Source organism: Streptomyces sp. NPDC026246 (assembly GCF_055567995.1).
Genome location: NZ_JBVHPJ010000006.1, coordinates 383,270 through 406,342, shown reverse-complemented (window position 1 = coordinate 406,342; position 23,073 = coordinate 383,270). Strand labels below are relative to the sequence as shown.

Sequence of the window (23,073 nt, the reverse complement as noted above, 5' to 3'; positions counted from 1 at the left end):
CAGTCGGGTCAGATGGGCGGTCGGATCGTGGGCGGACAGGAGGGGGGAGGCAGGGCCGCGGCGGAACGCGTCGGCAGCTTGGCCCAGACCGTCTTGCCCGCGGGGGGAGTGGGGACCCAGCCCCACGCCTCCGACAGGGCCTCGACGATGCACAGCCCCCGGCCGCTCTCCTCCAGCGCGACGCCGGCCGGCGCACACAGCGGCGGGCGGTCGTCGCCGTCGGAGACGGTGACCAGGAGGTGCGCCGGTTCCAGGACGAAGCCGAGCCGGATCTCTGCGGCGGCCCCCTGACGCGAGGGCGCCGGCGCCGCGTGCGTCGCGGCGTTGGCGGCGAGTTCGGTGACGATCAGCGTGGTGTCGTCGCAGCAGTGGTCCAGCGACCAGGTGTGCAACGTGTCCCTGGTGAAGGTCCGGGCCCGGGCGAAACCCTCGCGGCTGCACTCCACGGGGAGCGAGGCCGAGGCGGCCAGGGGGCCCGCGTACTGCGGGGGAGTCCCCGGCACCGAGGGCGGTGCCCCGTACGGCGTCGTCGTCCCCTGGCCCGGCGGCGAGCAGTGGCGCGGTCCGGGTGCCCCGGTACGCGCCGCAGCCTCGCCGGGCTGCCGGAGTACGTGCTGCGCAGGTGATGGCACGGCATCTCCCCGATGCGACGTCAGGACGGGGCGTCAGCACGGGGGTTGACGCCGCAGCTATTATCCACGCTGAAGGCGCCCGCGTGCAATTGCACGAGAAATTGCGTGAAAAACAAGCCGAGATGGGTACGCAAGCCGAGGCGTGAAGTCGAGACGGGCCCGGCCGACGGGACGAGGCCCGGCTCGGTGCGACGGCCGGGCACACCGTGTGCGGCGGGGAACGAGAACAGCAAGGAGACTGCGGTGCCACCAGTCAAGAACGGAGTGCAGGCGAGCTCGTTGGAGGCCTGCTGGATCAAGAGCCGGCACAGCAACGCCGAGGGCAACTGCGTCGAAGTGGCCCCCCTCCTGGGTGGGGGCATCGCGGTCCGCAACTCCCGTGACCCCGACGGGCCCGCGCTCGTCTACACGGCGGCGGAGGTGGCGGCCTTCCTGGCCGGGGCGAAGGACGGCGAGTTCGACCACCTCGTGTGAGGCTCTCTTCCGGCGCGGGCCCCTGCGCTGAAGCGGAGCTCAACACATCATTTCCGAACGGCTGTTGCGGGCGGATGCGTGAAGGCCGGGTGAAGTGCGATAGTGTAAATCGCCCTTGTGCCGGTCTCGCTGGGAGTCAGGATGTCCGCCGCGTCGCATCGCATCTCCCGTCTGGAACCCTACCTGGACAGGCCCGAGCCGGCGCCGACTCTGCTCAAGATGCTGGTCGGTGTGCAGCTCGCAGGCTTCCGTGAGGATGCCGGGTTGGCCCAGGACCAGGCGGCGCGAGAAGTCGGCTTCAGTGCCGCGAAGCTGTCCCGTATCGAGTCGGGCAAGGGCCGCCGCCCTCCGACGGAGAACGACGTCCGTGCGCTGCTGCGGTTGTACGGCACCGAGGACTACGAGGCCTCCGTGCTGCTCAAACTGCTGCAGCGCGCAGGCGAGCCCGGCTGGTGGCAGCGCTACGACAAGCGGCTGATGCCCGAGTGGTTCGACCGCCTGGTCGGGCTGCAGGAGGCCGCCGCCACCATCCGTACCTTCGAGATCCAGTACGTGCCCGGCCTGCTGCAGACGCCCGACTACACCAAAGCCGTGGTCGAGCGCGGTCTGCCGAACGCCCCGGCGAGCGAGGTGGAGAGGCGCGTCGAGCTGCGCCGGCACCGGACGCGGCTGCTGCTGCGGCCCGAGGCGCCCCAACTCTGGGCGATCATCGACGAGTCGGTGCTGCTGCGCGTCCTCGGCTCCACCGAGGTGATGCGCGATCAGCTCGCCCACCTCGTCGAGATGGCCGAGCGCCCCAACGTGACGCTGCAGGTCGTGCCGCTGAGCGTCACCAACGCCTCGGCACCCGCCATCCCCGTCACGTACCTGCGCTTCGGTGGTCTCGACCTGCCCGACGTGGTCTACCTGGAGCACATCAAGAGCGCGAACTTCCTCGAGGACCGCGACGAGACGGAGGAGTACCGGATCGCGCTGGACCGTCTCGCGGACGAGGCGCTCAAGCCCCGGGACACGCTGGAACTGCTGCACCGGACGATGGAGCAGCGCTACACGTGACGCGAAACCGCCTCTCGGCGAGGACCAGGTGGTCCTCGCCGAGAGGCGGTCGGCAGGCGGAGGCGGTGCGGCCGGCTCAGTCCCCCAGAGGCAGGCGGCCCACGCCGCCGAACTCGATCCACTCGTGGGTGAGCTGACGGGGCGCCACCTCGGTGTCGGGGCGCCAGTCGGACACCTCCACCAGGCCCGGCTCCAGGATCTCCAGCCCTTCGAAGTAGGCCTCGACGTCCTTCGGCTCGCGCACCCGGCCCCAGTTCCCGTGGGTGGCCTGGTCCATGAAGTCCGTGACGAACTTCCGGACCTCGGGGTCCTCGCTGACCAGCTGGCACATCACCATGAAGCTGCCGGGTGCCAGACGCTCCTTCACGCGGCGGGCGACCGCGATCGGACCGTCGGTGTCGCTGTCCGGGATGCAGTGGAACACCGAGTTGAACAGCACGCACACCGGCTCGTCGAAGTCGATCAGCCGCTTGGTGTCGGCATGTCCGAAGATCTGGTCGGTCTCGCGCAGGTCCGCGTGGATCACGGCCGTGCGCTCGTCCTGCTCCAGCAGGGCCCGGCCGTGCACCAGCACCATCGGGTCGTTGTCGACGTAGACCACGTGGGTGGTGGGGTCGATGCGCTGGGCGACCTGGTGCACGTTCTCCTGGGTCGGCAGGCCTGATCCGTGGTCCAGGAACTGCCGGATGCCGTACTCCTCGGAGAGGGTCTTCACGACCCGCTGGAGGAAGCGGCGGTTGTTCAGCGCGAGGCGGCGGGTGCTCGGTACGACCTTGTCGAGCTCTTCACAGGCGGTGCGGTCGGCCGCGTAGTTGTCCTTGCCGCCCAGGTAGTAGTCGTACATGCGTGCTGCCGTCGGCACGTTCGCGTCGATCTCGGTGGACAACTGCTTCTCGGAATGCATCGTCTTTCCCCCTGCAGGGTGCCGTGCCAACGGACTGGCTGGACAGGAAGTACATCCTAGGGACGGGGAGTTGGGGCGTGCCAGCCCGTCGGGGAAGCTCCCACGATCGAACGACGAGATGATGAGGACGGGCAGGGTCGTTCGTCTGGTTTGTCACGCTTCACGTACTCTGTGTCGCGCGTGCACCGGCGGGTACCCGCCGTCGGCAGTGTTCCTCTGTGGAAGGTGGGATCGTGGACCACCCGGTCGATCGCATCGCGGACCCCTGGGGCGAGCGCACCCCCTACGACGCCGGCGCCCCCTGGCCGGCACGCATCGACATGCACCTGCGCGACGGCGTCGCCGAGCAGGACGTCCAGCGCTGGGTACAGACCGCCTCCGTGCTGCACTCCAACGGTGACGCCATGGACATCACGGTGCGCGACGGGCGCATGGTGGGGGTGCGGGGACGGGCCGTCGACCGGGTGAACCGCGGACGCCTGGGCCCCAAGGATCTGTACGGCTGGCAGGCCAACGCCTCCCCGGACCGGCTCACCCGGCCGCTCGTCCGCGAGGGCGGCCGACTGGTGGAGTGCGACTGGGACACCGCCATGAACCGGGTCGCCGGCCGCACCCGGCAGCTGCTGGACGACCAGGGGCCCGGCTCGATCGGCTTCTACACCAGCGGGCAGCTGTTCCTGGAGGAGTACTACACCCTCGCGGTCCTCGCCCGGCCGGGCCTGGGCACCAACCACCTCGACGGGAACACCCGCCTGTGCACGGCGACGGCGGCGGAGGCGCTCAAGGAGACGTTCGGCTGCGACGGGCAGCCCGGCAGCTACGAGGACCTCGACCACGCCGACACCGTCGCCCTGTTCGGGCACAACATGGCCGAGACGCAGACGGTGCTGTGGATGCGGCTTCTGGACCGCTTGGAGGGCGGCGACCCGCCGCGGCTGGTGTGCGTCGACCCGCGCCACACCCCCGTCGCCCGGCGCGCCGACGTCCACCTGGCCCCCCGCGCGGGCACCAACGTGGCACTCCTCAACGCGCTGCTGCACGAGATCATCCGCACGGACCGGATCGACCGGGACTACCTGGAGGCGCACACCGTCGGCTTCGACGAGCTGGCCGCCATGGTCCACCGCTGCACGCCCGCGTGGGCGGCGGGCATCTGCGACGTGCCGGCCGCGCAGATCGAGCGGGCCGCGGAGATCCTCGGCAGCGCCGAACGGCTGCTGTCCACCGTCCTGCAGGGCGTCTATCAGTCCCACCAGGCCACCGCCGCCGCCGTCCAGGTCAACAACCTGCATCTCCTGCGCGGCATGCTGGGCCGGCCCGGCTGCGGGCTGCTGCAGATGAACGGGCAGCCCAGCGCGGAGAACACCCGTGAGTGCGGGGCCGACGGCGACCTGCCGGGCTTCCGCAACTGGCAGAACGACGCGCACGTCGCGGAACTGGCCGAGGTGTGGAACGTGACGCCGCAGACCATCCCGCACTACGGGCCTCCCACCCACGCCATGCAGATCTTCCGGTACGCCGAGCAGGGCTCGATCCGCATGCTGTGGATCAGCGGCACCAACCCGGCCGTGTCCCTGCCCGAGCTGTCCCGCATCCGCTCGATCCTCGCCCAGGAACGCCTGTTCGTGGTGCTGCAGGACATGTTCCTCACCGAGACCGCGCAGCTCGCCGACGTGGTCCTGCCCGCGGCCGGCTGGGGCGAGAAGACCGGCACCTTCACCAACGCCGACCGCACCGTGCACCTGTCCGACAAGGCCGTCGAACCACCCGGCGAGGCCCGCTCCGACCTGGACATCCTGCTGGACTTCGCCGCCCGCATGGACTTCCGCGACAAGGACGGCGGACCCCTGATCGGCTGGCACGACCCGGAGTCCGCGTTCGGGGCCTGGCAGCGCTGCAGCGCCGGACGCCCCTGCGACTACAGCGGCATGAGCTACGACCGGCTGCGCGGCGGCAGCGGCATCCAGTGGCCCTGCACCGAGGAGGCGCCCGACGGCACCGCCCGCCTCTACACCGACGGCTTCGATCACGCCCGGCCCGACGTGTGCGAGAGCTACGGCAAGGACCTGGTGACCGGGGCGGCCGTGGAGGCCGAGGAGTACCGGGCCCTCAACCCGGACGGCAAGGCGGTGCTCAAGGCGGCGGAGTACCTGCCACCGCACGAGGACACCTCGGCCGACTACCCGTTGCAGCTCATCACCGGCCGCACGGTCTACCACTTCCACACCCGGACCAAGACCGCCCGCGCCCCCGAGCTGAACGCCGCCGCACCGGACGTCTGGGCGGAGATCTCACCCACGGAGGCCGCCACCCAGGGCCTCGCCGACGGCGACCTGGTACAGGTCACCACCCCGCGCGGCGCCGTACGGGCCCGGCTGCGCACCACCGCCATCCGCGACGGCATGGTGTTCCTGCCCTTCCACTACGGCTACTGGGACACCCCGGCCGGCCACCGGCCGCCCGACGACGGCCCCGGCCGTGCCGCCAACGAGACCACCGTCACCGACTGGGACCCGGTCTCCAAGCAGCCCTTGTTCAAGACCGGCGCCGCGCGCGTCACCCTAGTCGCCCGCCGCGGGTCGGGGACGGACCCGGCACACGCGACGCCCAGCACCCACCGGACGACGTCGGGGAGCGGTTCATGAGCGGCATCGGCACCACCCTGCGCCTGCTGCACGACGGCGAACGCGACCTGGAGCACGATCTGCTGACCGCGGCCGCCCGCCACCGCGGCGACCACGAGTTCCACCACGTAGCCCTCGACGTCGCCCGCTGGTCGCACGAGCACACCAGCCGCCTCGCCGACGCCGGCCGCGACCACGGCCTCGACCTTCCCGGTCCGCGCGCCGCGCCCTCGCCCGGGACGCTCGCCGCCCTCCGGGAGAAGGCCTCGGAGGCCCTCGGCCGGCGCACCGACACCGGCCTGCTGCTCCTGCACGACCTGCGCGACCTGCATCTGGCGGCCACACGGAACTCCCTGCACTGGGAGATGCTCGCGCAGGCGGCACAGGCCGCCCGGGACCAGCGGCTCCTGGCACTGGCGACCGACTGCCACCCGCAGACGCTCCGGCAGATCCGCTGGACCAACACCATGATCAAGATCCAGGCCCCGCAGATCCTGACGAGCAGCTGACCCGCGCCGTCCCCACCGCCGCGCGCAGGCCGGAGGAACCCCGGCCTGCGCGACACCACGGCCTGCCGGTACCCGGGCCGCTAACCTGGAGGGGCGAGGATCGACCGGGAGCCGCGGGCGTGTGATCACCGCCGCTCCCACGGCCCGGCCGCCGGCCCAGGAGATGACCATGGGTGACTACTACGACCTCGGTACCCACAGCCGTCCCGTCACCACCACGTCCCCCGAGGCCCAGCTCTGGTTCGACCGGGGGCTGCTCTGGACGTACGGCTTCCACCACGAGGAGGCCGTCGCCTGCTTCGAGAAGGCGGCCGAGGCCGACCCCGAGTGCGCCATGGCGTACTGGGGCATCGCCTACGCACTCGGGCCCAACTACAACAAGCCCTGGGAAGCCTTCGACGGCGACGAACTCGTGCGCACCGTGGACCGCACGCACTCGGCCGTCGAACGGGCCCACGAGGCGGCGGCGCGCGCCACCCCGGTCGAACGGGCCCTCGTCGAGGCGCTGCGGGCCCGCTATCCGCAGGCGGAGGCCGCCGAGGACTGCTCGGTGTGGAACGAGCCCTACGCGAACGCCATGCGCGGGGTGTACGAACTCGCGCCCGGCGACCTCGACGTCGCCACCCTGTACGCGGACGCGCTGATGAACCTCACCCCCTGGCAGCTGTGGGACATCACGACCGGCCTGCCGGCCGAGGGCGCCCGGACCACGGAGGCCAAGGCGGTGCTGGACGCCGCCCTCGCCACGGATGCCGGCGCCGATCACCCCGGGATCCTGCACCTGTACATCCACCTGATGGAGATGTCCCCGACGCCGGAGCAGGCCCTCACCGTCGCCGACCGGCTGCGCGACCTCGTACCCGACGCCGGGCACCTGCGGCACATGCCCTCGCACCTCGACGTCCTGTGCGGGGACTACCGCCGGGTCGTCGCCGCGAACAGCGACGCGATCGCCGCCGACGAGAAGTACCGCCGGCGCGCCGGGGCGATGAACTTCTACACCCTCTACCGGGTGCACAACCACCACTTCCGGATCTACGGTGCCATGTTCCTCGGCCAGGCCCGCGTGGCCCTCGACTCGGCCGCCGAGCTGGAGGCCGCCGTGCCGGAGGAGCTGCTCCGCGTGCAGAGCCCTCCTATGGCCGACTGGCTGGAGGGCTTTCTGGCCATGCGGGTGCACGTGCTGATCCGCTTCGGCCGCTGGAAGGAGATCCTGGACCTGCCGGCCCCCACCGACCCGGAGCTGTACGCGGTGACCACCGCGATGCGTCACTACGCGCGCGGCGTCGCCCTGTCCGCCACGGGGAAGGTGGACGGGGCCGAGGCGGAACGGGAGCTGTTCCGGGCGGCGGTGGGCCGGGTGCCCGAGACGCGCATGCTGTTCAACAACACCTGCCACGACATCCTCGCGATCGCCTCCGCGATGCTGGACGGGGAGCTGGAGTACCGCCGGGGCGACCACGACTCCGCCTTCGCCGCCCTCGAACGCTCCATCGCACTGGACGACAACCTGCCCTACGACGAGCCGTGGGGCTGGATGCAGCCCACCCGCCACGCCTACGGGGCGCTGCTGCTGGAACAGGGGCGTGTGGAGGAGGCCGAGGCCGTCTACCGCGCCGATCTGGGCCTGGACGACACCCTGCCGCGGCCCCTGCAACACCCCGGCAACGTCTGGGCGTTGCACGGCTTCCACGAGTGCCTGCTGCGGGGCGGGAAGACCGCCGAGGCGGCCCTGGTCGCCCCTCAGCTCAGGATGGCGGCGGCGCTGGCCGACGTGCCGATCCGGGCGTCCTGCTTCTGCCGTCTGGAGCCGGCGGGAGCCGGCGACGGGTGCTGCCACTGACGCCCGCGACCGGCGGCGCCCGCGGGACGGCACGTTTGAGCTGCCCGTTCGCGGTCACCCGTACTACCGACCCCGCTGTCGGACACGACTTGGAGTGAGCGAACCGTGGCTGAAGAGCAGAAGGCCCAGGCGAAGACCGAGCAGGCCAAGGGCAAGGCCAAGGAGACGGTCGGCCGTGCGGTGGGCAACGAGCGGCTGACGGCCGAGGGCCGTGCCGAGCAGTCCAAGGGCGACGCGCGGCAGGCCAAGGAGAAGACGAAGGACGTCTTCAAGCACTGAGTACCGACGGCCGGGTGCCGTGCCCCTCTCGGGGGGCACGGCACCCGGCCGTGTGCGGGGCCGGATCCGGACTGCGGCGGTCAGGCCGCCGGAGCCGGGTAGGTCGGGTACTCCACGCCGGAGACGTGCTGCACGACCCGGATGACCTGGCACGAGTAGCCGAACTCGTTGTCGTACCACAGGTAGAGGATCGCGTTGTCCCCGTCGACCTTCGTGGCGCCGGCGTCGACGATCGAGGCGTGGCGCGAGCCGATGAAGTCGCTGGAGACCGCGTCGGGGGCCGTGGTGAAGTCGATCTGGCGCTTGAGCGGCGAGGTCAGGGAGACGTCGCGCAGGTGGTCGAGGACCTCCTCGCGGGTGGTCTCACGGCCGAGCCGCAGGCTGAGGATCGCGATCGAGACGTCCGGGACCGGGACGCGGATCGAGCTGCCGGTGATCGGCGCCTTCAGGTCCGGCAGCGCCTTGGCGACGGCGGAGGCGGCACCGGTCTCGGTGATGACCATGTTGAGCGGCGCGGACCGGCCGCGGCGGTCGGCCTTGTGGTAATTGTCCAGCAGGTTCTGGTCGTTGGTGAACGAGTGGACGGTCTCCACATGGCCGCGCGTGACACCGAACTCGTCGTCCATCGCCTTCAGCGGCGGCACGATCGCGTTGGTGGTGCAGGACGCGCAGGACAGGATCTGCTCGTCCGGCTTGATGGTGTCGTGGTTGACGCCGTGGACGATGTTCGGGACGTCGCCCTTGCCGGGAGCGGTCAGCACGACCTTGTCGATCCCCGGGCGCAGGTGCTGCGACAGGCCCGCGCGGTCGCGCCACTTGCCGGTGTTGTCGATCAGGATGGCGTTCTTGATGCCGTACGCCGTGTAGTCGACCTCGGAGGGGTCGTTGGCGTAGATCACCTTGATGGCGTTGCCGTTGGCGACGATGGTGCTGGTCGCCTCGTCGACGGTGATCGTGCCCTGGAACTGGCCGTGGATCGAGTCGCGGCGCAGCAGCGAGGCGCGCTTGACGATGTCCTGCTCCCCGCCGCCGCGCACCACGATGGCGCGCAGGCGCAGGCCGTTGCCCGAGCCGGCCTTCTCGATGAGCAGCCGGGCCACGAGCCGGCCGATGCGGCCGAAGCCGTAGAGGACGACGTCGCGTCCCTCGCGGCGCTCGATCTTGTTGTCGCCCGTGGCCCCGGCCACGGCCTCGGCGGTGAACTCGGCGACCGACAGTCCGCGGTCGTCCTCGCGGTAGGTCGCGGCCAGCATGCCGATGTCGATCTGGGACGGCCCGAGGTCGAGCTCGGCGAGAGCCTTCAGGAAGGGCAGCGTCTCGGTGACCGAGAGCTCCGCGCCCGCGATCTGCCGGGCGAACCGGTGGGTCTTGAGGATGCTGACCACCGACTTGTTCACCAGGGAGCGGCTGTGCAGCAGGACCGTCACGTCCCGCTCCCGGTGCAGCTTCCCGATGATCGGGATCATCGACTCCGCGATCTCCTCGCGGTTCTTCCAATTGGTGAACGAGTCGTCGTTGACAGTCACGAGTCCATCTTTCGAGCTAGGCGGCGCTCATATGTTAAACCGTCGATCCGGCGATCACGCAGGGGGTGCCCCGGGAGCGGCCCGGACCCCCTTCCGGAGACTTCCGCGAGCCCTCGGTGGCCCGTCCTGAGACCATCGGACCCGGGCCGGCACGCGAAGGAGACGCGCATGGACTTCGACACGGTGGCCGAGGATCTCTACGCCCGCCGGCCTGAGGACTTCGTCGCCGCCCGCGCCTCCGCCGTGGCCTCCGCGCGCACCTCCGGCGACCGGGAGCTCGCCCGGCGGATCGGCGCCCTGCGCAAGCCCAGCCTCGCCGCCTGGGTCAGCAACCTCCTGGTCCGCAGCAATCCCGGCGAGGTCGAGCCCCTGCTCAGGCTCGGCGAGGGCCTGCGCCGCGCCCACCAGGACCTGGACGGCGAGCAGCTGCGCGAGCTGAGCCGCAGGCAGCACGCCCTCGTGCGGGCCCTGTCCGCCCAGGCCAGGCAGCTCGCCGAACAGGCCGGGCATCCCGTCGGCGAGAGCGTGCTGCGCGAGGTCGAGAACACCCTGCACGCCGTCCTGGCCGATCCGGAGGCCGCCCGGACGTGGGCCGCCGGACGGCTGGACAAGCCGCTGAGCGCCACGGTCGGCTTTCCCGCGGTCGCCGAAGGCGCCGCGCCGCAGCGCCCGCCGAACCGGCCCGCGCCCGCCCCCGCGCCCTCCCGCCCGGACGGCAAGGCCGCGGAGCGGCGGCGGCGGCAACTGGCGCAGGCCCGGGAGGCCGTCGAGACCGCCGAGCGGGAACGGCGCACGCTGCGCGAGGAGGCCGAAGCCGCCGACCGGGCCGCGCAGGAGGCCGAGGAACGGCTGGACCGGCTCCAGCGGCGCGTCGGCGAGCTCACCGAGGAACTGGAACGCGCCAGGAACGAGCACCAGCAGGCGCGCTTCGCCGAGCGGACGGCCCGTGAACAGGCCCGCACGGCCGGACGCCGCCTTCGCGAAGCCGACCGCAGGGCGGCGACGGCGGCGACCCGGCTCGAGCGCCTGACCTCGCCGGACGCGTGAACCACACGGGCATCCGCGGCGCTGCGCGCGTCCCGTGCGGACCCCGGACAGGAAGATGCCTCTGTGACTCAGCTCACATGTAGCCGTGGCCCAGTCCCCGCACCGCCCCACCCGCCCGCCATCAAAATTGAACCGTTCGTTTCCTTGAATCGTTCGTGTTTGTGTCGCTAGGTTGTGCCGCATGACCGCATCCGGGACCCCGACCACCGCCGAGGAGCTGCGCGGCGCCGGCCTGCGGGTGACGGCCGCCCGCGTCGCGCTGCTCGAGGCCGTGCGGGAGGGCGACCACCTCGGCGCCGAAGCCATCGCCACCGAGGTGCGCGGCCGCGTCGGCCACATCTCGGTCCAGGCCGTCTACGAGGGGCTCCACGCCCTCACCGCGGCCGGGCTCGTGCGCCGCCTGGATCCGCCCAACAGCCCGGCCCTCTACGAGGGGCGGGTCGGCGACAACCACCACCACCTCGTGTGCCGGTCGTGCGGAGCCGTGGCCGACGTCGACTGCGCGGTCGGTCACGCCCCCTGCCTGACCGCGTCCGACGACCGCGGCTTCGCCGTCGACGAGGCCGAGGTCATCTACTGGGGCCTGTGCCCCGCCTGCTCCACCGCCCGCAGTTCCTGAGCACGTGATCCACCGAACACCGTGATCCACCCCGAGCACCGCGATCCACCCCGTCCGGAAGGATTTCCATGACCGAGAACCACGACGCGATCGTCACCGACCCGAAGTCGGCAGAGGCGGGGGGCGGCTGCCCCGTGGCGCACGACCGCGCCCTGCACCCGACCCAGGGCGGCGGCAACCGCCAGTGGTGGCCCGAGCGGCTCAACCTGAAGATCCTCGCCAAGAACCCCGAGGTGGCCAACCCGCTCGGTGAGGACTTCGACTACGCCAAGGCCTTCCAGGCGCTCGACCTCGCGGCCGTCAAACGCGACATCGCCGAGGTGCTCACGACCTCGCAGGACTGGTGGCCGGCCGACTTCGGCGACTACGGCCCGCTGATGGTCCGCATGGCCTGGCACAGCGCCGGCACCTACCGCATCAGTGACGGCCGCGGCGGCGCCGGCGCCGGACAGCAGCGCTTCGCCCCGCTCAACAGCTGGCCGGACAACGGCAACCTCGACAAGGCCCGCCGTCTGCTGTGGCCCGTGAAGAAGAAGTACGGCCAGAGCATCTCCTGGGCCGACCTCATGATCCTCACCGGCAACGTCGCCCTGGAGCAGATGGGCTTCGAGACCTTCGGCTTCGCCGGCGGCCGCGAGGACGTCTGGGAGCCGGAGGAGGACGTCTACTGGGGTCCCGAGACCACCTGGCTCGACGACAAGCGCTACTCGGGCGAGCGCGATCTGGAGAACCCGCTCGGCGCGGTCCAGATGGGCCTCATCTACGTCAACCCCGAAGGCCCGAACGGCAACCCGGACCCGCTCGCCGCGGCCCGCGACATCCGTGAGACGTTCCGCCGCATGGCGATGAACGACGAGGAGACCGTCGCCCTGATCGCCGGCGGCCACACCTTCGGCAAGACCCACGGCGCCGGCCCGGCCGACCACGTCGGTGCCGACCCCGAGGCCGCTTCCATGGAGGAGCAGGGCCTGGGCTGGCGGAGCACCTACGGCACGGGCAAGGGCGGCGACGCCATCACCTCCGGTCTCGAGGTCACCTGGACCAGCACGCCGACCCGGTGGAGCGACGGGTTCTTCAAGAACCTCTTCGAGTTCGAGTACGAGCTGGAGCGGAGCCCGGCCGGCGCCCACCAGTGGGTCGCCAAGGACGCGCCGGAGATCGTGCCGGACGCGCACGACCCGGCGAAGAAGCACCGCCCGAAGATGCTCACCACCGACCTCGCGCTGCGCTTCGACCCGATCTACGAGCCCATCTCGCGCCGGTTCCACGAGAACCCGCAGGAGTTCGCGGACGCCTTCGCCCGCGCCTGGTTCAAGCTGACCCACCGCGACATGGGCCCCAAGTCCCTCTACCTCGGCCCGGAGGTGCCGCAGGAGACCCTGCTGTGGCAGGACCCGCTGCCCGAGGCCGAGGGCGAGACCATCGGCGCCGAGGACATCGCCGTCCTCAAGACCAAGCTGCTGGAGTCGGGTCTGTCCGTCGCGCAGCTGGTGTCCACCGCCTGGGCGTCGGCGTCGACCTTCCGCGGCAGCGACAAGCGCGGTGGCGCCAACGGCGCCCGCATCCGCCTGGAGCCGCAGCGCGGCTGGGAGGTCAACGAGCCCGACGAGCTGGCGCAGGTGCTGCGCGTCCTGGAAGGCGTCCAGCAGGAGTTCAACGCCGGCGCCGGCGCGAAGAAGGTCTCCCTGGCCGACCTGATCGTCCTCGGTGGCTCCGCCGCCGTCGAGAAGGCCGCCAAGGAAGCCGGCTTCCAGGTGGAGGTGCCCTTCGCCGCGGGCCGTGTGGACGCGACCGAGGAGCACACCGACGCCGAGTCGTTCGAGGCGCTGGAGCCGACCGCCGACGGGTTCCGCAACTACCTCGGCAAGGGCAACCGCCTGCCGGCCGAGTACCTGCTGCTGGACCGCGCCAACCTGCTCACGCTGAGCGCGCCCGAGATGACCGTGCTGGTCGGCGGCCTGCGCGTGCTGGGTGCCAACTATCAGCAGTCCCAGCTCGGTGCCCTCACCAGGACGCCCGGCTCGCTGACGAACGACTTCTTCGTCAACCTGCTGGACCTGGGCATCACCTGGAAGGCCACGACCGAGGACCAGGCCACGTTCGAGGGGCGCGACGCCGCCACGGGCGAGGTCAGGTGGGCCGGCTCCCGCGCCGACCTGGTCTTCGGCTCCAACTCCGAACTGCGCGCGCTCGCCGAGGTCTACGCGAGCGACGACGCCAAGGAGAAGTTCGTCAAGGACTTCGTCGCGGCCTGGGTCAAGGTCATGAACCTGGACCGGTTCGACCTGGTCTGATCCCACCCGCCGGACGGAACGCCCCGGGCCGCACGGCCCGGGGCGTTCCGCGTCCCCGCACCCCGGTCTGACGCAACGTCAATTCCAGGCCCGGAGCGGGTTGTACCGCGTGACCGCCATCAAGTACCAGGCGGTCGCACCCGTGTGCCGGTACGGGTAGTAGCCGAAGCCGAACCCGGTGTCGAGCGGACTGCTCGCGGACACCACCCCGCACCGCTCGGGCAGCGTCCTGCCGCCGACGGTCTGACCGCCGCCCAGCAGGTCCTGGGCCTTCTCGGTCGACGCGATCAGCCGCCGGGCGCGGGTCTCGTCACCGCGTGCCCCGCGGTCCCGCAGGGCGAGGGCCAGGTGGGCGGTCCCCTCGAACCACACGCCATGGCGGTCGGGCCTGGGCTGCCCGGACGCGATCGGCGCACCCTCGTTCGCCAGCAGGCTCGCCGAACTGAAGGTGACCCCCTCGTACGACTGCCCCGCGGGCACCGTGCTGTTGGTGCGCCCGGAGTGGTCCGAGACGGCCAGCTCGGCCGCCGCCCAGTCCAGGGAGCGGGAGAGGCGGGAGGAACCCAGCGCCAGGTGGGTCCAGGTCTGGGTGTCCTCCGGGACCGGGGACCGGTTCACCGTCTCCCCGTCGTTGGTGCCCGTGTAGAAGAAGCCCCCGGCCGGCTCCCACATCCGCCGGACGAACGCCTCGGCACGGCCGCGGCGCTCCCGCCACACCCGGTCGCCGGTGAGCCGGGCGAGCCGGCCGAACAGGCAGATCAAGTCGGTGTTGTGCTCGGTGGAGGTGAAGGGCAGCCTCTGGTTCGCCCCGTCCACCCCGAACGTGTAACCGCCCAGCGGCCCGCCGGTGCGGCCGTTCCGCTCGATCCACTCGCCGATGCGCACGGCCCCCGTGAGGTAGCGGCGCGCCCCGGTACGCCGGGTGAGGGCGCTCAGTGCGATGCCCGCCCAGGCCATGTCGCCCACGGCGGTGCCGGTGAAGCCGAACTGCGTGCCGACGTTGGCCGTTCCGTCGGCCCGGACGAACCCGTCGGGCTGGGGCGTCCCGTCGTAGAAGGTGTACGGCCCGGTGTTGTAGGCCTGCCGGAGCCGTCCGTCGTCGTACGCCGGGTCGTGGAGCTGGGCGTACAGCAGGGCGTCGCCTAGGGTGCGGGCGCGGGTCAGGCCGTCCCGGGTGCGGGTGGCGAGGTGGGCGAGGATCGCCAGGGCGTTGTCGTAGGTGAACGCGGTGCTGAACAGACCGGCCTGGTCGGTGTAGCTCTGGGTGAGGCGGACGGCGCCGTGGTCCGGGTGGGCGTCCATGGCGGCGGCGAGGAAGGCGTGCCCCCGGGCCGGGGCCGGGGCGTGGCGCCGGCCGGCCGGACCGGCCGCCAGGGCCCGCCCCGAGCCGGCGGTGGTGAGGGCAGCGGCGCCGATGCCGAGTCCGGCCCCGATGAGCGAACGCCGACCGACGGCCGGGCCTTGTCTGCCAGTCATGGATCTCCCCTTGAGAGCGCTCTCAGACAGTGGCCGCCATTGTGCTGGCGGCGGGGAGACGGGTCAACGCCCGGCGCCCAAAGGCAGGTTCACCGGCGGGCGGCCGGAGGGCGGGCCGAGGGGGTCACTCGCACACGATCTCGTCGCGCGGTGTGTAGTGGGTGCGGTAGGGCTCCCGGCGCACTTCCCGGCCGCCGTCGTGGAAGACGCGCTCCACCGCGACGTCGAAGCCCTCGAGCGGGGTCTGCGGCACGCACTCCTTGTCGTGGCTGACGTGCCTGCCCGGCTTCTTCACCGCGGTGCGCGGGCCGGTGACCGACGTGATCTCGTCGTACTTGCGGGTGCCGAGGAAGTTGACGGTCACGGACGTGTCCGTCGACTCGGCCTGGATGTACAGGGCCTTGCCGGAGTCGTTGGCGAACCGCAGGTCCAGGCTGCCCCAGGCGACGGTCGCCTCGCGGCCCTCCGGGTAGCGCTCGATGTAGAACGAGTGCGCGCCGTGCTCCACCGGCTTGACCCCGGCGAAGAACAGCGCGTTGTAGAGCGTCGTCGCCACGGACGACACGCCGCCGCCGGACGCCTTGGTGTACTTGTCGTTCAGGATGATGATCCCGTCGACGAATCCGTTGGCCTCGGTGCGTTCCCCGACCGTCCGGTTGAAGCTCCAGGTCTCGCCGGGCCTGACGAGCGAGCCGTTGATCAGTTCCACGGCCCGGCCGATGTTCCTGGTGCGGTACTCCGCCGGTTCGAAGTCGACGGTGAAGGAGGACATCGTCTGCGTCAGTCCCAGCCGCGCGGCGTTCTCGCGGGTCACCTCCGGCCGGGTCGTGCGGACCTCCACGGTGCCCGCGCGGCCGTCGCCCTCCGCGGTGAGCAGCGGCAGCACCGCCTTGCCCAGTGCCTTGCCGGTGACCTCGTGACCGAGTGTGGCGTCCTTGGCGATCACGGCCTTGTCGCCGTCGGAGCGCAGCTCGGCGTCGGCGGCGGTCGTGGTGATCCGGTCCAGGGGCCGGTCCACGGCGGGATCCTCGCGCAGGCCCTTCTCGTCGAGCCGGGGCTGCAGCCGGCCCCTGTCGTCCGGCCGCATGGTCAGGTGTCCGCCCAGAACCTCCCGGGGCACGGTGAAGCGCTCGCCGGCCGCGGTGAGCGTGACGGGCGCCGACACGGCGGGCTCCGCGAAGGTGCGTACCGCCCGGCGCACCTCGTCGGCCGTGACCGCGGGCCGGGTCTCCCGGACCGGCAGGGCGGTGGGGGAGCGGGAGTCCTGCCGCACGAAGGCGGCGCGCAGGGCGCCGACCGCCGCGTCGACGTCGAGGGCGTACCCGGTGCGTGGTGCGGTCTGCACGACCCGCCCGCCGTCGAATCCGACGGCCCCGTCGCGGACCTTCTGGTCGAGGCCCTTCGCGAGCCGGCCGAGCGCGGCCCGGGCCTTGCCCTCGTCCACGCGCACCACGGGTTCGACGGTGCCGCCCGAGCGGAAGAGCCCCTGGAACACGCTGACCGGATCGGTGCCGCTGCGTGAGGCCCGGTCGACGGTCGCCCGAACGTCCCAGGAGAGTCCCGCGCGCTCCGGATCGACCGCCCCCGTGCGCTCGCCGACCTTCACGGGCAGATCCCGTCCGCCGGACGCGCCCAGGTGTCGTTCGAGCGTGCGCACCGCCTCCGCACGGCTCAGACCGCCGATCTCCACGCCGCGCACGGTCGTGCCCGAGTCGATCTCCCCGCCGGTGACCGCCAGCCCGGCCAGGTACAGCCCGCCGATGCCCAGGGCCAGCGTGCCACCGGCCAGGGCGACGGACGGGACGGAGGCTGTTCGACGGCGCATGGGTCTCCAGACGATCGGTACGAGGGCGCACCCGGTGACGCGACGCTGCTGCGGGCAAACGACTCAAACCTACCCACACACCTACGGCGGAACGGTATGGCGTAGACCACTTATGCCCGAGATCATTCCGAAATGGCCCATGCCCGTCAGGCGGGCCGTCCGGCCACAGACTGGTAACGGCGAACAACGGTCCGGTAGTTGGCGCCGTCTAGCTCGGCATGAAGATCTCATTCCTGATCCACAACGCCTATGGGATCGGAGGGACGATCACCACCACGTTCAACCTGGCCGCGGCGCTGGCCGAGCGGCACGAGGTGGAGGTGGTCTCCGCGCTGCGCCACCGGGAACGCCCCCTGCTGACCCCCCACCCGGCCGTCCGGCTGCGGGCCCTGGTCGACCTGCGCACCGAGGCGGATCACCCGCAGCACCGGAAGCCGGCGCGGGTGTACCCGGCCGCCGAGTACCGCCACGGCCAGTACAGCGAGCTCACCGACCAGCGCATCGGCGAGCACCTCCGGGCGCTCGACGCCGACGTCGTCATCGGCACCCGCCCGGGGCTCAACGTGCACATCGCCCGGCAGGCGCCGCGGCACGTCCTGCGCGTCGGCCAGGAGCACCTCACCCTGGACAACCACTCGCCGCGGCTGCGCACCGCCCTGCGGCGCGCCTACCGCGGGCTCGACGTGATCACCACCGTCACGGAAGCGGACGCCGACGCCTACCGGCGCAAGATGTGGCTGCCCGGCGTCCATGTGGAGGCGCTGCCGAACAGCGTCCCCGACCCCGTCCTGCCGCCGGCCGACGGCACGGCCCGCATCGTGGTGGCCGCCGGCCGGCTGGTCCCGGTCAAGCGCTACGACCTGCTCATCGAGGCGTTCGCCCAGGTGGCCGCCGCGCACCCGGACTGGCAGCTGCGCATCTACGGCAAGGGCGAGGAACAACCCCGGCTGCGCGCGCTCATCGAGCGGCTCGGGCTGTGGAACAACGTGTTCCTGATGGGGGCCGCCACGCCCATGGAGGCCGAGTGGGCCAAGGCGTCCATCGGGGCGGCCGCCTCGAACTTCGAGCCGTTCGGTATGACCATCGTCGAGGCCATGCGCTGCGGACTGCCCGTCGTCAGCACCGACTGTCCGTACGGGCCCGGCGAGATCATCGCGGACGGCGCCGACGGCCGCCTGGTCCCCGTGGGCGACCGCGACGCCCTGGCCGCGGCGCTGTTGGAGCTCGTCGGCGACGACGAGCGGCGCCGCCGCATGAGCCGCACCGCCCTGGAGAACTCCCGCCGCTTCGCCCCCGGTCCCGTCGTCGCCCAGGCCGAGCGCCTGCTGGAGAACGCCGCCGCGGCGAGGCGGGCGGCGGGGCGGTCCGCACGGCCTCATCGCCCGGCGGGCAGCGCCCTGACGGGACGAGCGCACGCGGCCCGCGACGCGGCCCACACCGCCGCGTCGGGCGTTCTGCGCGCGCTCCGGAAGGGCCGCCGATGAGCACGCCGGCATCCGCAGGACGTACCGGACACGAGGCGCGCGCACGAACGACGGGGACGACAGCCCCGGCGGGCACGACCCGTACGGCGGGCAAGACGGGCGGGGCGGGCGAGACGAGCGGGGCGGGCGAGACGAGCGGAACGCACAGGGCAGGCGCGAGCAGCACGGCCGACGGGGCGGGCGCGGCGGACACGGCAGGGACGACGGGCGGGACGGGCATGGCAGGAATGACGAGCAGGACCGGGGCAGTGGACAGGGCGGTCGCGACGGCGGGGGCGAGCGGACAGCAGGAGGACGGGGCGCGGGCCGACTGCACCGTCGACGCGGACGGACGGATCACCTTCCGTCTCCCGCCGGTCCCGGTCGCCCACCCCCGGCTCCTCCTCCGGCCGCGCCCCAAGAAGGGACGGCCCGACACCGGCAGCCGCCTCCTCGATCTGGAAGCCGGCCGGCCAGGCGGAATCCTGAGCGCGGTACTTCCGCCCCACCCGAGCCTCGCCGAGGGACGCTGGGACACGTATCTGGTCCCCGGGCCCGACGCCGAACCGGTGCGGCTGCGCCCCGGCCTGCGCGATCTGCGCGCCCTGGTGGACGGCCACCTCCGCGACCGCACCTCACCGGTCGCCGTCCGCATCCCCTACGCGACCAAGGACGGCTTCCTGGCCCTCAGGACGTGGCTGCGCACCGTCCACGCGGAGGCCGGGGCGGTGGACGTCTCCGACCGGGACATCACGGTCGCGGTCCGGCTGCACGGCGCCCGGCTCGCCGGGGACGCCCTCGTGGAGCTGCGCCTGCGCGGCACCGGCACGGTGCGCACCCTCCGCCCCCGCGTCGCCGAGGACGGCAGAGGCCTGTCGTTCACCGCCGGCCACGACGCGACGGCCGACGCGGGCGGGGGAGCGGACCAGGTGTGGGACGCCTTCGTGCGGCCCACGGCCGACGCCGCCGCGGTCAGGGTCGCCCGGCTGCTCGACGACGTGGCCGACCGCAAGCACGTGCACGTCTATCCGGAGATCCGTGCCGAGGGTTCCACCCTGCGCCCCTACTACACGGTCGACAACGACTTCTCGATCTCGGTGTCCCGGGAATCATGACATGCCCGAAATGAAAACCCCGGGCGCTTTCCATGGTCATGTGGTTCCCTGCGGTAACAGTGATGTGTGGGTTTTGTGCACAGGCTTCGGCGAAATGCAGGCACAGGCGGGTCGACAACGCCCCTGAAGGAAAGGGGGGCTTGCGGTCATAACCAAACTCACGTACCTAGATGAATCATGAACCTGTTCAACCGCGTCGTGCCGGCCCGCCGTCAGGCGCCGGCCGTCCCCCCACAGCGCCCCGGTGGCGCGGCGTCCCCCACCGCCGTGCTTCCGAACCCCCACCTGGCGGATCTCACCGGTGAGTGGGTCGTCGACCCCGCCCACAGCAGGATCGGCTTCTCGGTCCGGCACGCCATGGTGACGACCGTGCGCGGCTGTTTCCTGGAGTACGAAAGCCGGCTCTACTTCGACGCGAACGACCCCACCCGGTCACGTGCCGACGTCACCCTGTTCACCGCCAGCGTGGACACGGGTGTCGAGCAGCGCGACGCCCACCTCGTGGGCCGGGACTTTCTCGATGCCGCGACGTATCCGCGTATGCGTTTCGCCAGCACGTCCGTGGAACAGGCCGGGGCCGATCTCTTTCACATGGCGGGAGAACTCACCATCCGCGGCATTTCCCGGCCGGTCGTGCTCGACATGACCTACATCGGGAAGGTCACCGACCCGTTCGGCTACGACCGGGCCGGCTTCGACGGCACCACGACCATCAACCGGTCCGACTGGGGCCTGACGTACAACAGCAGGCTCGCCGAGGGCGGCGCCATGGTGAGCGAGAAGGTGCGCCTGCAGTTCGACATCGCGGCCATCCGTACGACGCCGACCGCCGGCTGAGGCTCAAGCCGGGAGCGGTGCCGAGGCCGGCGGCTGCGCGGGCGTCACCGCGGCCCGTCGCCCCCGGCCACGACGTGGAACGTGGCCGGGCCGACCGCGAGCGTCCCGTCGCTCAGCGGGGTGCACCGCACACCGCCCCGGCTGCGCAGGGCCCGCTGCGCCCCGGGGCCGACGGTCACGTCCATCCACGCGCAGGGCCGGGCGGGCCGCCTGACCGCGAACAGCACCGGCCCGGTGCCGCAGTCGAGGGAGATCGTCGCGCCGACGTACGCGTCGATGTCCACACCCCGCAGCAGGACGTTGCGCCGTGTGTGGCGCAGATCGGCGCCCTCCGGGAGGTTCTCGGCGGCCATGAGGGTCACCGCCGCGTTGCGGTGGGCGGGCCGGGCGTAGTAGCGGTCGCCCACCAGTCCCAGCCCGCGGCGCACCTCGACGCCGGTGACGCGTTCGTCGGCGGGACCGGGCGAGGGGCCGTCCGACGGCCGTCCGGCCAGCCGGTGCGCGGGCGACACCAGCAACTGCACCACCTCCACCGGGCTCATGCGGCCCAGCGTACGTCCCGCCGGCCGGCGCGGACCGGGCCGGTCGTCAGTCCTCCGGCTGCCGCCCCGGAGCGGCCTCCTCCGCCCGGCCGCGGGCGTCCGCCGCATCGCCCGCGGTGAGATGGCCCAGTACCTCCACCAGCTCCTGGCAGGCGCGCTCCACCGAGCGGCGGGTGTGGATCTGCTCGGTGATCACCGCGGACAGGATCAGGGCCGTGAGCGCCATCGCGCCGTTGAAGGTCTGGAGCTTGAGCATCACCTCCACCCGGTTCAGCCGTTCGAAGGGCCCGACGTGGTCGGTCGCCGCCACCGTGGCCAGGACGGAGGCGAACAGCGCGCACAGCATGCTGCCCGCCAGCTGGAAACGCAGCGCCGTCCAGATCAGCAGGGGGTAGACGAGGTACAGCAGGCTGACCGAACTGCGCGCGGCCACCGGCAGCAGGCAGCAGGCGATGACGGCCAGGCCCAGGGCCTCCTTCCAGCGCGACAGGGGCAGCGGGCGCCGCACCCGGGCCAGCAGGAGCAGGACCGGCGTGACGAGCAGGACGCCCATCGCGTCCCCGACCCACCAGGCCAGCCACACCGGCCAGAAGTCCGCCCACTCGAGTTGCCCCCGGGCCACCAGAATGCCCGCGCCGGTGGTCGAACTGATCAGCATGGCGGTGAACGCGCCCAGGAACACCAGGGCGACCCCGTCCCGCAGCCGTGCGAGGTCGGTGCGGAAGCCGACCCGGCGCAGCAGCAGGTACCCCACGACGGGCGCGGCCGTGTTGCCCGCCAGGATGCCGAGCACCGACGGCGTCAGGGAGGTGAGGGACAGGATGACGAAGAAGGCGCCCAGGGTGATCCCCGGCCAGCAGCGCAGCCCGAGCAGCAGCAGACAGGCGACCGCCACGCCGGTGGGGGGCCAGATCGGGGTGACCACCGCGCCCTCGACGACCAGTTCCCGCAGCAGGCCCAGCCGGCCCGACGCGTAGTAGCAGGCGGCGACGGCCAGCGTCCGCAGAACGACGCCGGCCGGCTTGCGCAGATCCTGGCCACCCACCACCACAGCAGCCATGAGACACCGGGGCCGCCGCCCCGGCGAGACGGGAGCGGGCGTCCTGCGGCCCTATGGCTGAGCGTCCGGCCCGTCGAGGCCCACCACCAGGACGGCGGCGTCGTCGTCGTGTCCCACGCGCTCGGCGCCCTTGATCACCGCCGCCGCGAGGGCGTCCACGTCCAGGCCCGCCACGGCCGCGTCACCGGCGAGCCGGGTCACCCGGTCGAGGCCCTCCTCCAGGGGCATCGAGGGTCCTTCCACCACTCCGTCCGTCAGCAGCACGAACACCCCGCCGCTCGTCAGCTCGTACCGGGTCACCGGGTAGGACACGCCCGCCTGCACCCCGAGGGGAGGCCCGCCCGCGTCCTCGGCGACGCCGCACGCACCGCCGGCCCTGGCCCAGACGCACGGCAGGTGCCCCGCCCGTGCGCTCTCCACGACGCCGGCGCACGGATCGAGACGCATGAACGTGCAGGTGGCGAAGAGATCGGAGCCCAGCGACAGCAGCAGCTCGTTGGTCCGGGCGAGCAGTTCCCCCGGCTCGCCGGTGACCGAGGCCAGGGCCCGCAACCCCGCCCGCACCTGGCCCATGAACGCGGCCGCCTCGATGTTGTGGCCCTGCACGTCTCCGATGGTCACGCCGATCCGGCCGTCGGCCAGGGTGAACGCGTCGTACCAGTCGCCGCCCACGTTCAGCCCGTGGCAGGCGGGCGTGTAGCGCACCGCCAGGCGCAGCCGCCGGACGGTGGGCAGGTCTCGAGGGAGCATGCCACGCTGCAGCGCGATCGCCAGCTCCACCTGCGACCTCTGCACCTCGGCCTGGGCGCGGGCCTGGGCCGTCAGAGCGCCGAGCCGGGCCAGCAGCTCGTCGCCGTCGTCGGTCGTGCCGGTGCGGAACATGGATCACTCCGGCGGAGATGGCCACGCTCGGGGCGGCCCCGAGGTCGAATCACCCTATGGGCGTCC

20 protein-coding genes are annotated in these 23,073 nt (G+C 72.2%); 12 read left to right on the top strand and 8 right to left on the bottom strand.

Annotated elements, in window-relative coordinates:
- Positions 1 to 8 precede the first annotated feature (8 nt).
- Complete coding sequence (locus tag ACZ4M5_RS18250; protein ID WP_467737928.1) at positions 9 to 503, bottom strand: ATP-binding protein; 495 nt, start codon at positions 501 to 503, stop codon at positions 9 to 11.
- Between the two features lie 372 nt (positions 504 to 875).
- On the opposite strand from ACZ4M5_RS18250, the gene ACZ4M5_RS18245 reads away from it, so the two are divergent.
- Positions 876 to 1,106, top strand: a complete 231-nt coding sequence (locus ACZ4M5_RS18245) for a DUF397 domain-containing protein (protein ID WP_467737926.1) — start codon at positions 876 to 878, stop codon at positions 1,104 to 1,106.
- Between the two features lie 141 nt (positions 1,107 to 1,247).
- Complete coding sequence (locus ACZ4M5_RS18240) at positions 1,248 to 2,162, top strand: helix-turn-helix domain-containing protein (RefSeq protein ID WP_467737924.1); 915 nt, start codon at positions 1,248 to 1,250, stop codon at positions 2,160 to 2,162.
- A 76-nt stretch (positions 2,163 to 2,238) separates the two neighbouring features.
- Here ACZ4M5_RS18240 and ACZ4M5_RS18235 read toward each other — a convergent pair whose 3' ends face one another.
- Complete coding sequence (locus ACZ4M5_RS18235; protein ID WP_467737922.1) at positions 2,239 to 3,066, bottom strand: SAM-dependent methyltransferase; 828 nt, start codon at positions 3,064 to 3,066, stop codon at positions 2,239 to 2,241.
- 233 nt (positions 3,067 to 3,299) lie between these two features.
- Between ACZ4M5_RS18235 and ACZ4M5_RS18230 the strand changes: the two genes are divergently transcribed.
- The 4 genes from ACZ4M5_RS18230 (at position 3,300) to ACZ4M5_RS18215 (ending at position 8,321) form a co-directional block, all read left to right on the top strand.
- Entirely contained in the window at positions 3,300 to 5,711 is a 2,412-nt protein-coding gene (locus tag ACZ4M5_RS18230; protein WP_467737920.1) for a molybdopterin oxidoreductase family protein, read from the top strand.
- Complete coding sequence (locus tag ACZ4M5_RS18225) at positions 5,708 to 6,199, top strand: hypothetical protein (RefSeq protein WP_467737918.1); 492 nt, start codon at positions 5,708 to 5,710, stop codon at positions 6,197 to 6,199. The genes ACZ4M5_RS18230 and ACZ4M5_RS18225 overlap by 4 nt, the downstream gene beginning before the upstream one ends.
- Before the next feature lie 169 nt (positions 6,200 to 6,368).
- Positions 6,369 to 8,042 carry a hypothetical protein gene (locus tag ACZ4M5_RS18220; protein WP_467738051.1) on the top strand — a complete coding sequence of 558 codons (1,674 nt, stop codon included), beginning with the start codon at positions 6,369 to 6,371 and terminating at the stop codon, positions 8,040 to 8,042.
- A gap of 105 nt (positions 8,043 to 8,147) precedes the next feature.
- Positions 8,148 to 8,321, top strand: coding sequence for a CsbD family protein (locus ACZ4M5_RS18215; protein ID WP_467737916.1), 174 nt, complete (start codon positions 8,148 to 8,150; stop codon positions 8,319 to 8,321).
- An 80-nt stretch (positions 8,322 to 8,401) separates the two neighbouring features.
- Here ACZ4M5_RS18215 and ACZ4M5_RS18210 read toward each other — a convergent pair whose 3' ends face one another.
- Positions 8,402 to 9,847, bottom strand: coding sequence for a glyceraldehyde-3-phosphate dehydrogenase (locus ACZ4M5_RS18210; protein ID WP_398107404.1), 1,446 nt, complete (start codon positions 9,845 to 9,847; stop codon positions 8,402 to 8,404).
- 168 nt (positions 9,848 to 10,015) lie between these two features.
- Between ACZ4M5_RS18210 and ACZ4M5_RS18205 the strand changes: the two genes are divergently transcribed.
- From ACZ4M5_RS18205 to katG, 3 genes are all read left to right on the top strand, one after another.
- Positions 10,016 to 10,894 carry a hypothetical protein gene (locus ACZ4M5_RS18205; protein ID WP_467737914.1) on the top strand — a complete coding sequence of 293 codons (879 nt, stop codon included), beginning with the start codon at positions 10,016 to 10,018 and terminating at the stop codon, positions 10,892 to 10,894.
- 181 nt (positions 10,895 to 11,075) lie between these two features.
- Positions 11,076 to 11,513: a Fur family transcriptional regulator gene (locus ACZ4M5_RS18200; protein WP_369192931.1), complete on the top strand. Its 438-nt coding sequence runs from the start codon at positions 11,076 to 11,078 to the stop codon at positions 11,511 to 11,513.
- Between the two features lie 68 nt (positions 11,514 to 11,581).
- The gene (gene katG, locus ACZ4M5_RS18195) at positions 11,582 to 13,807 is read left to right on the top strand and encodes a catalase/peroxidase HPI (RefSeq protein WP_467737912.1); all 2,226 of its coding nucleotides are present in this window, start codon (positions 11,582 to 11,584) and stop codon (positions 13,805 to 13,807) included.
- 78 nt (positions 13,808 to 13,885) lie between these two features.
- Here katG and ACZ4M5_RS18190 read toward each other — a convergent pair whose 3' ends face one another.
- Together ACZ4M5_RS18190 and ACZ4M5_RS18185 are read right to left on the bottom strand one after the other, a co-directional pair.
- The gene (locus ACZ4M5_RS18190; protein ID WP_467737910.1) at positions 13,886 to 15,283 is read right to left on the bottom strand and encodes a Tat pathway signal sequence domain protein; all 1,398 of its coding nucleotides are present in this window, start codon (positions 15,281 to 15,283) and stop codon (positions 13,886 to 13,888) included.
- A 124-nt stretch (positions 15,284 to 15,407) separates the two neighbouring features.
- Positions 15,408 to 17,108, bottom strand: a complete 1,701-nt coding sequence (locus ACZ4M5_RS18185; RefSeq protein WP_467737908.1) for a VanW family protein — start codon at positions 17,106 to 17,108, stop codon at positions 15,408 to 15,410.
- A gap of 218 nt (positions 17,109 to 17,326) precedes the next feature.
- On the opposite strand from ACZ4M5_RS18185, the gene ACZ4M5_RS18180 reads away from it, so the two are divergent.
- The 3 genes from ACZ4M5_RS18180 (at position 17,327) to ACZ4M5_RS18170 (ending at position 20,523) form a co-directional block, all read left to right on the top strand.
- Entirely contained in the window at positions 17,327 to 18,592 is a 1,266-nt protein-coding gene (locus ACZ4M5_RS18180) for a glycosyltransferase family 4 protein (RefSeq protein WP_467737906.1), read from the top strand.
- A gap of 248 nt (positions 18,593 to 18,840) precedes the next feature.
- Complete coding sequence (locus ACZ4M5_RS18175) at positions 18,841 to 19,686, top strand: transferase (RefSeq protein WP_467737904.1); 846 nt, start codon at positions 18,841 to 18,843, stop codon at positions 19,684 to 19,686.
- A gap of 177 nt (positions 19,687 to 19,863) precedes the next feature.
- The gene (locus ACZ4M5_RS18170) at positions 19,864 to 20,523 is read left to right on the top strand and encodes a YceI family protein (protein ID WP_467737902.1); all 660 of its coding nucleotides are present in this window, start codon (positions 19,864 to 19,866) and stop codon (positions 20,521 to 20,523) included.
- Positions 20,524 to 20,567: 44 nt separating this feature from the next.
- Here the strand turns inward: ACZ4M5_RS18170 and ACZ4M5_RS18165 are convergent, their stop codons facing one another.
- Genes ACZ4M5_RS18165 through ACZ4M5_RS18155 form a run of 3 tightly spaced genes read right to left on the bottom strand, consistent with a single transcriptional unit; the run spans position 20,568 to position 23,007 of the window.
- Entirely contained in the window at positions 20,568 to 21,065 is a 498-nt protein-coding gene (locus tag ACZ4M5_RS18165) for a molybdenum cofactor biosysynthesis protein (RefSeq protein ID WP_467737900.1), read from the bottom strand.
- A 46-nt stretch (positions 21,066 to 21,111) separates the two neighbouring features.
- Positions 21,112 to 22,125: an MASE1 domain-containing protein gene (locus ACZ4M5_RS18160; RefSeq protein WP_467737898.1), complete on the bottom strand. Its 1,014-nt coding sequence runs from the start codon at positions 22,123 to 22,125 to the stop codon at positions 21,112 to 21,114.
- Positions 22,126 to 22,176: 51 nt separating this feature from the next.
- Complete coding sequence (locus ACZ4M5_RS18155; protein ID WP_467737896.1) at positions 22,177 to 23,007, bottom strand: PP2C family protein-serine/threonine phosphatase; 831 nt, start codon at positions 23,005 to 23,007, stop codon at positions 22,177 to 22,179.
- Between the last annotated feature and the right edge of the window lie 66 nt (positions 23,008 to 23,073).

Coding starts and splice junctions, on each gene's coding strand:
- ACZ4M5_RS18240 (WP_467737924.1), top strand. CDS start 1,248: ATGTCCGCCGCGTCGCATCGCATCTCCCGTCTGGAACCCTACCTGGAC.
- ACZ4M5_RS18235 (WP_467737922.1), bottom strand. CDS start 3,066: ATGCATTCCGAGAAGCAGTTGTCCACCGAGATCGACGCGAACGTGCCG.
- ACZ4M5_RS18225 (WP_467737918.1), top strand. CDS start 5,708: ATGAGCGGCATCGGCACCACCCTGCGCCTGCTGCACGACGGCGAACGC.
- ACZ4M5_RS18220 (WP_467738051.1), top strand. CDS start 6,369: ATGGGTGACTACTACGACCTCGGTACCCACAGCCGTCCCGTCACCACC.
- ACZ4M5_RS18205 (WP_467737914.1), top strand. CDS start 10,016: ATGGACTTCGACACGGTGGCCGAGGATCTCTACGCCCGCCGGCCTGAG.
- ACZ4M5_RS18200 (WP_369192931.1), top strand. CDS start 11,076: ATGACCGCATCCGGGACCCCGACCACCGCCGAGGAGCTGCGCGGCGCC.
- katG (WP_467737912.1), top strand. CDS start 11,582: ATGACCGAGAACCACGACGCGATCGTCACCGACCCGAAGTCGGCAGAG.
- ACZ4M5_RS18190 (WP_467737910.1), bottom strand. CDS start 15,283: ATGACTGGCAGACAAGGCCCGGCCGTCGGTCGGCGTTCGCTCATCGGG.
- ACZ4M5_RS18185 (WP_467737908.1), bottom strand. CDS start 17,108: ATGCGCCGTCGAACAGCCTCCGTCCCGTCCGTCGCCCTGGCCGGTGGC.
- ACZ4M5_RS18180 (WP_467737906.1), top strand. CDS start 17,327: ATGAAGATCTCATTCCTGATCCACAACGCCTATGGGATCGGAGGGACG.
- ACZ4M5_RS18170 (WP_467737902.1), top strand. CDS start 19,864: ATGAACCTGTTCAACCGCGTCGTGCCGGCCCGCCGTCAGGCGCCGGCC.
- ACZ4M5_RS18165 (WP_467737900.1), bottom strand. CDS start 21,065: ATGAGCCCGGTGGAGGTGGTGCAGTTGCTGGTGTCGCCCGCGCACCGG.
- ACZ4M5_RS18160 (WP_467737898.1), bottom strand. CDS start 22,125: ATGGCTGCTGTGGTGGTGGGTGGCCAGGATCTGCGCAAGCCGGCCGGC.
- ACZ4M5_RS18155 (WP_467737896.1), bottom strand. CDS start 23,007: ATGTTCCGCACCGGCACGACCGACGACGGCGACGAGCTGCTGGCCCGG.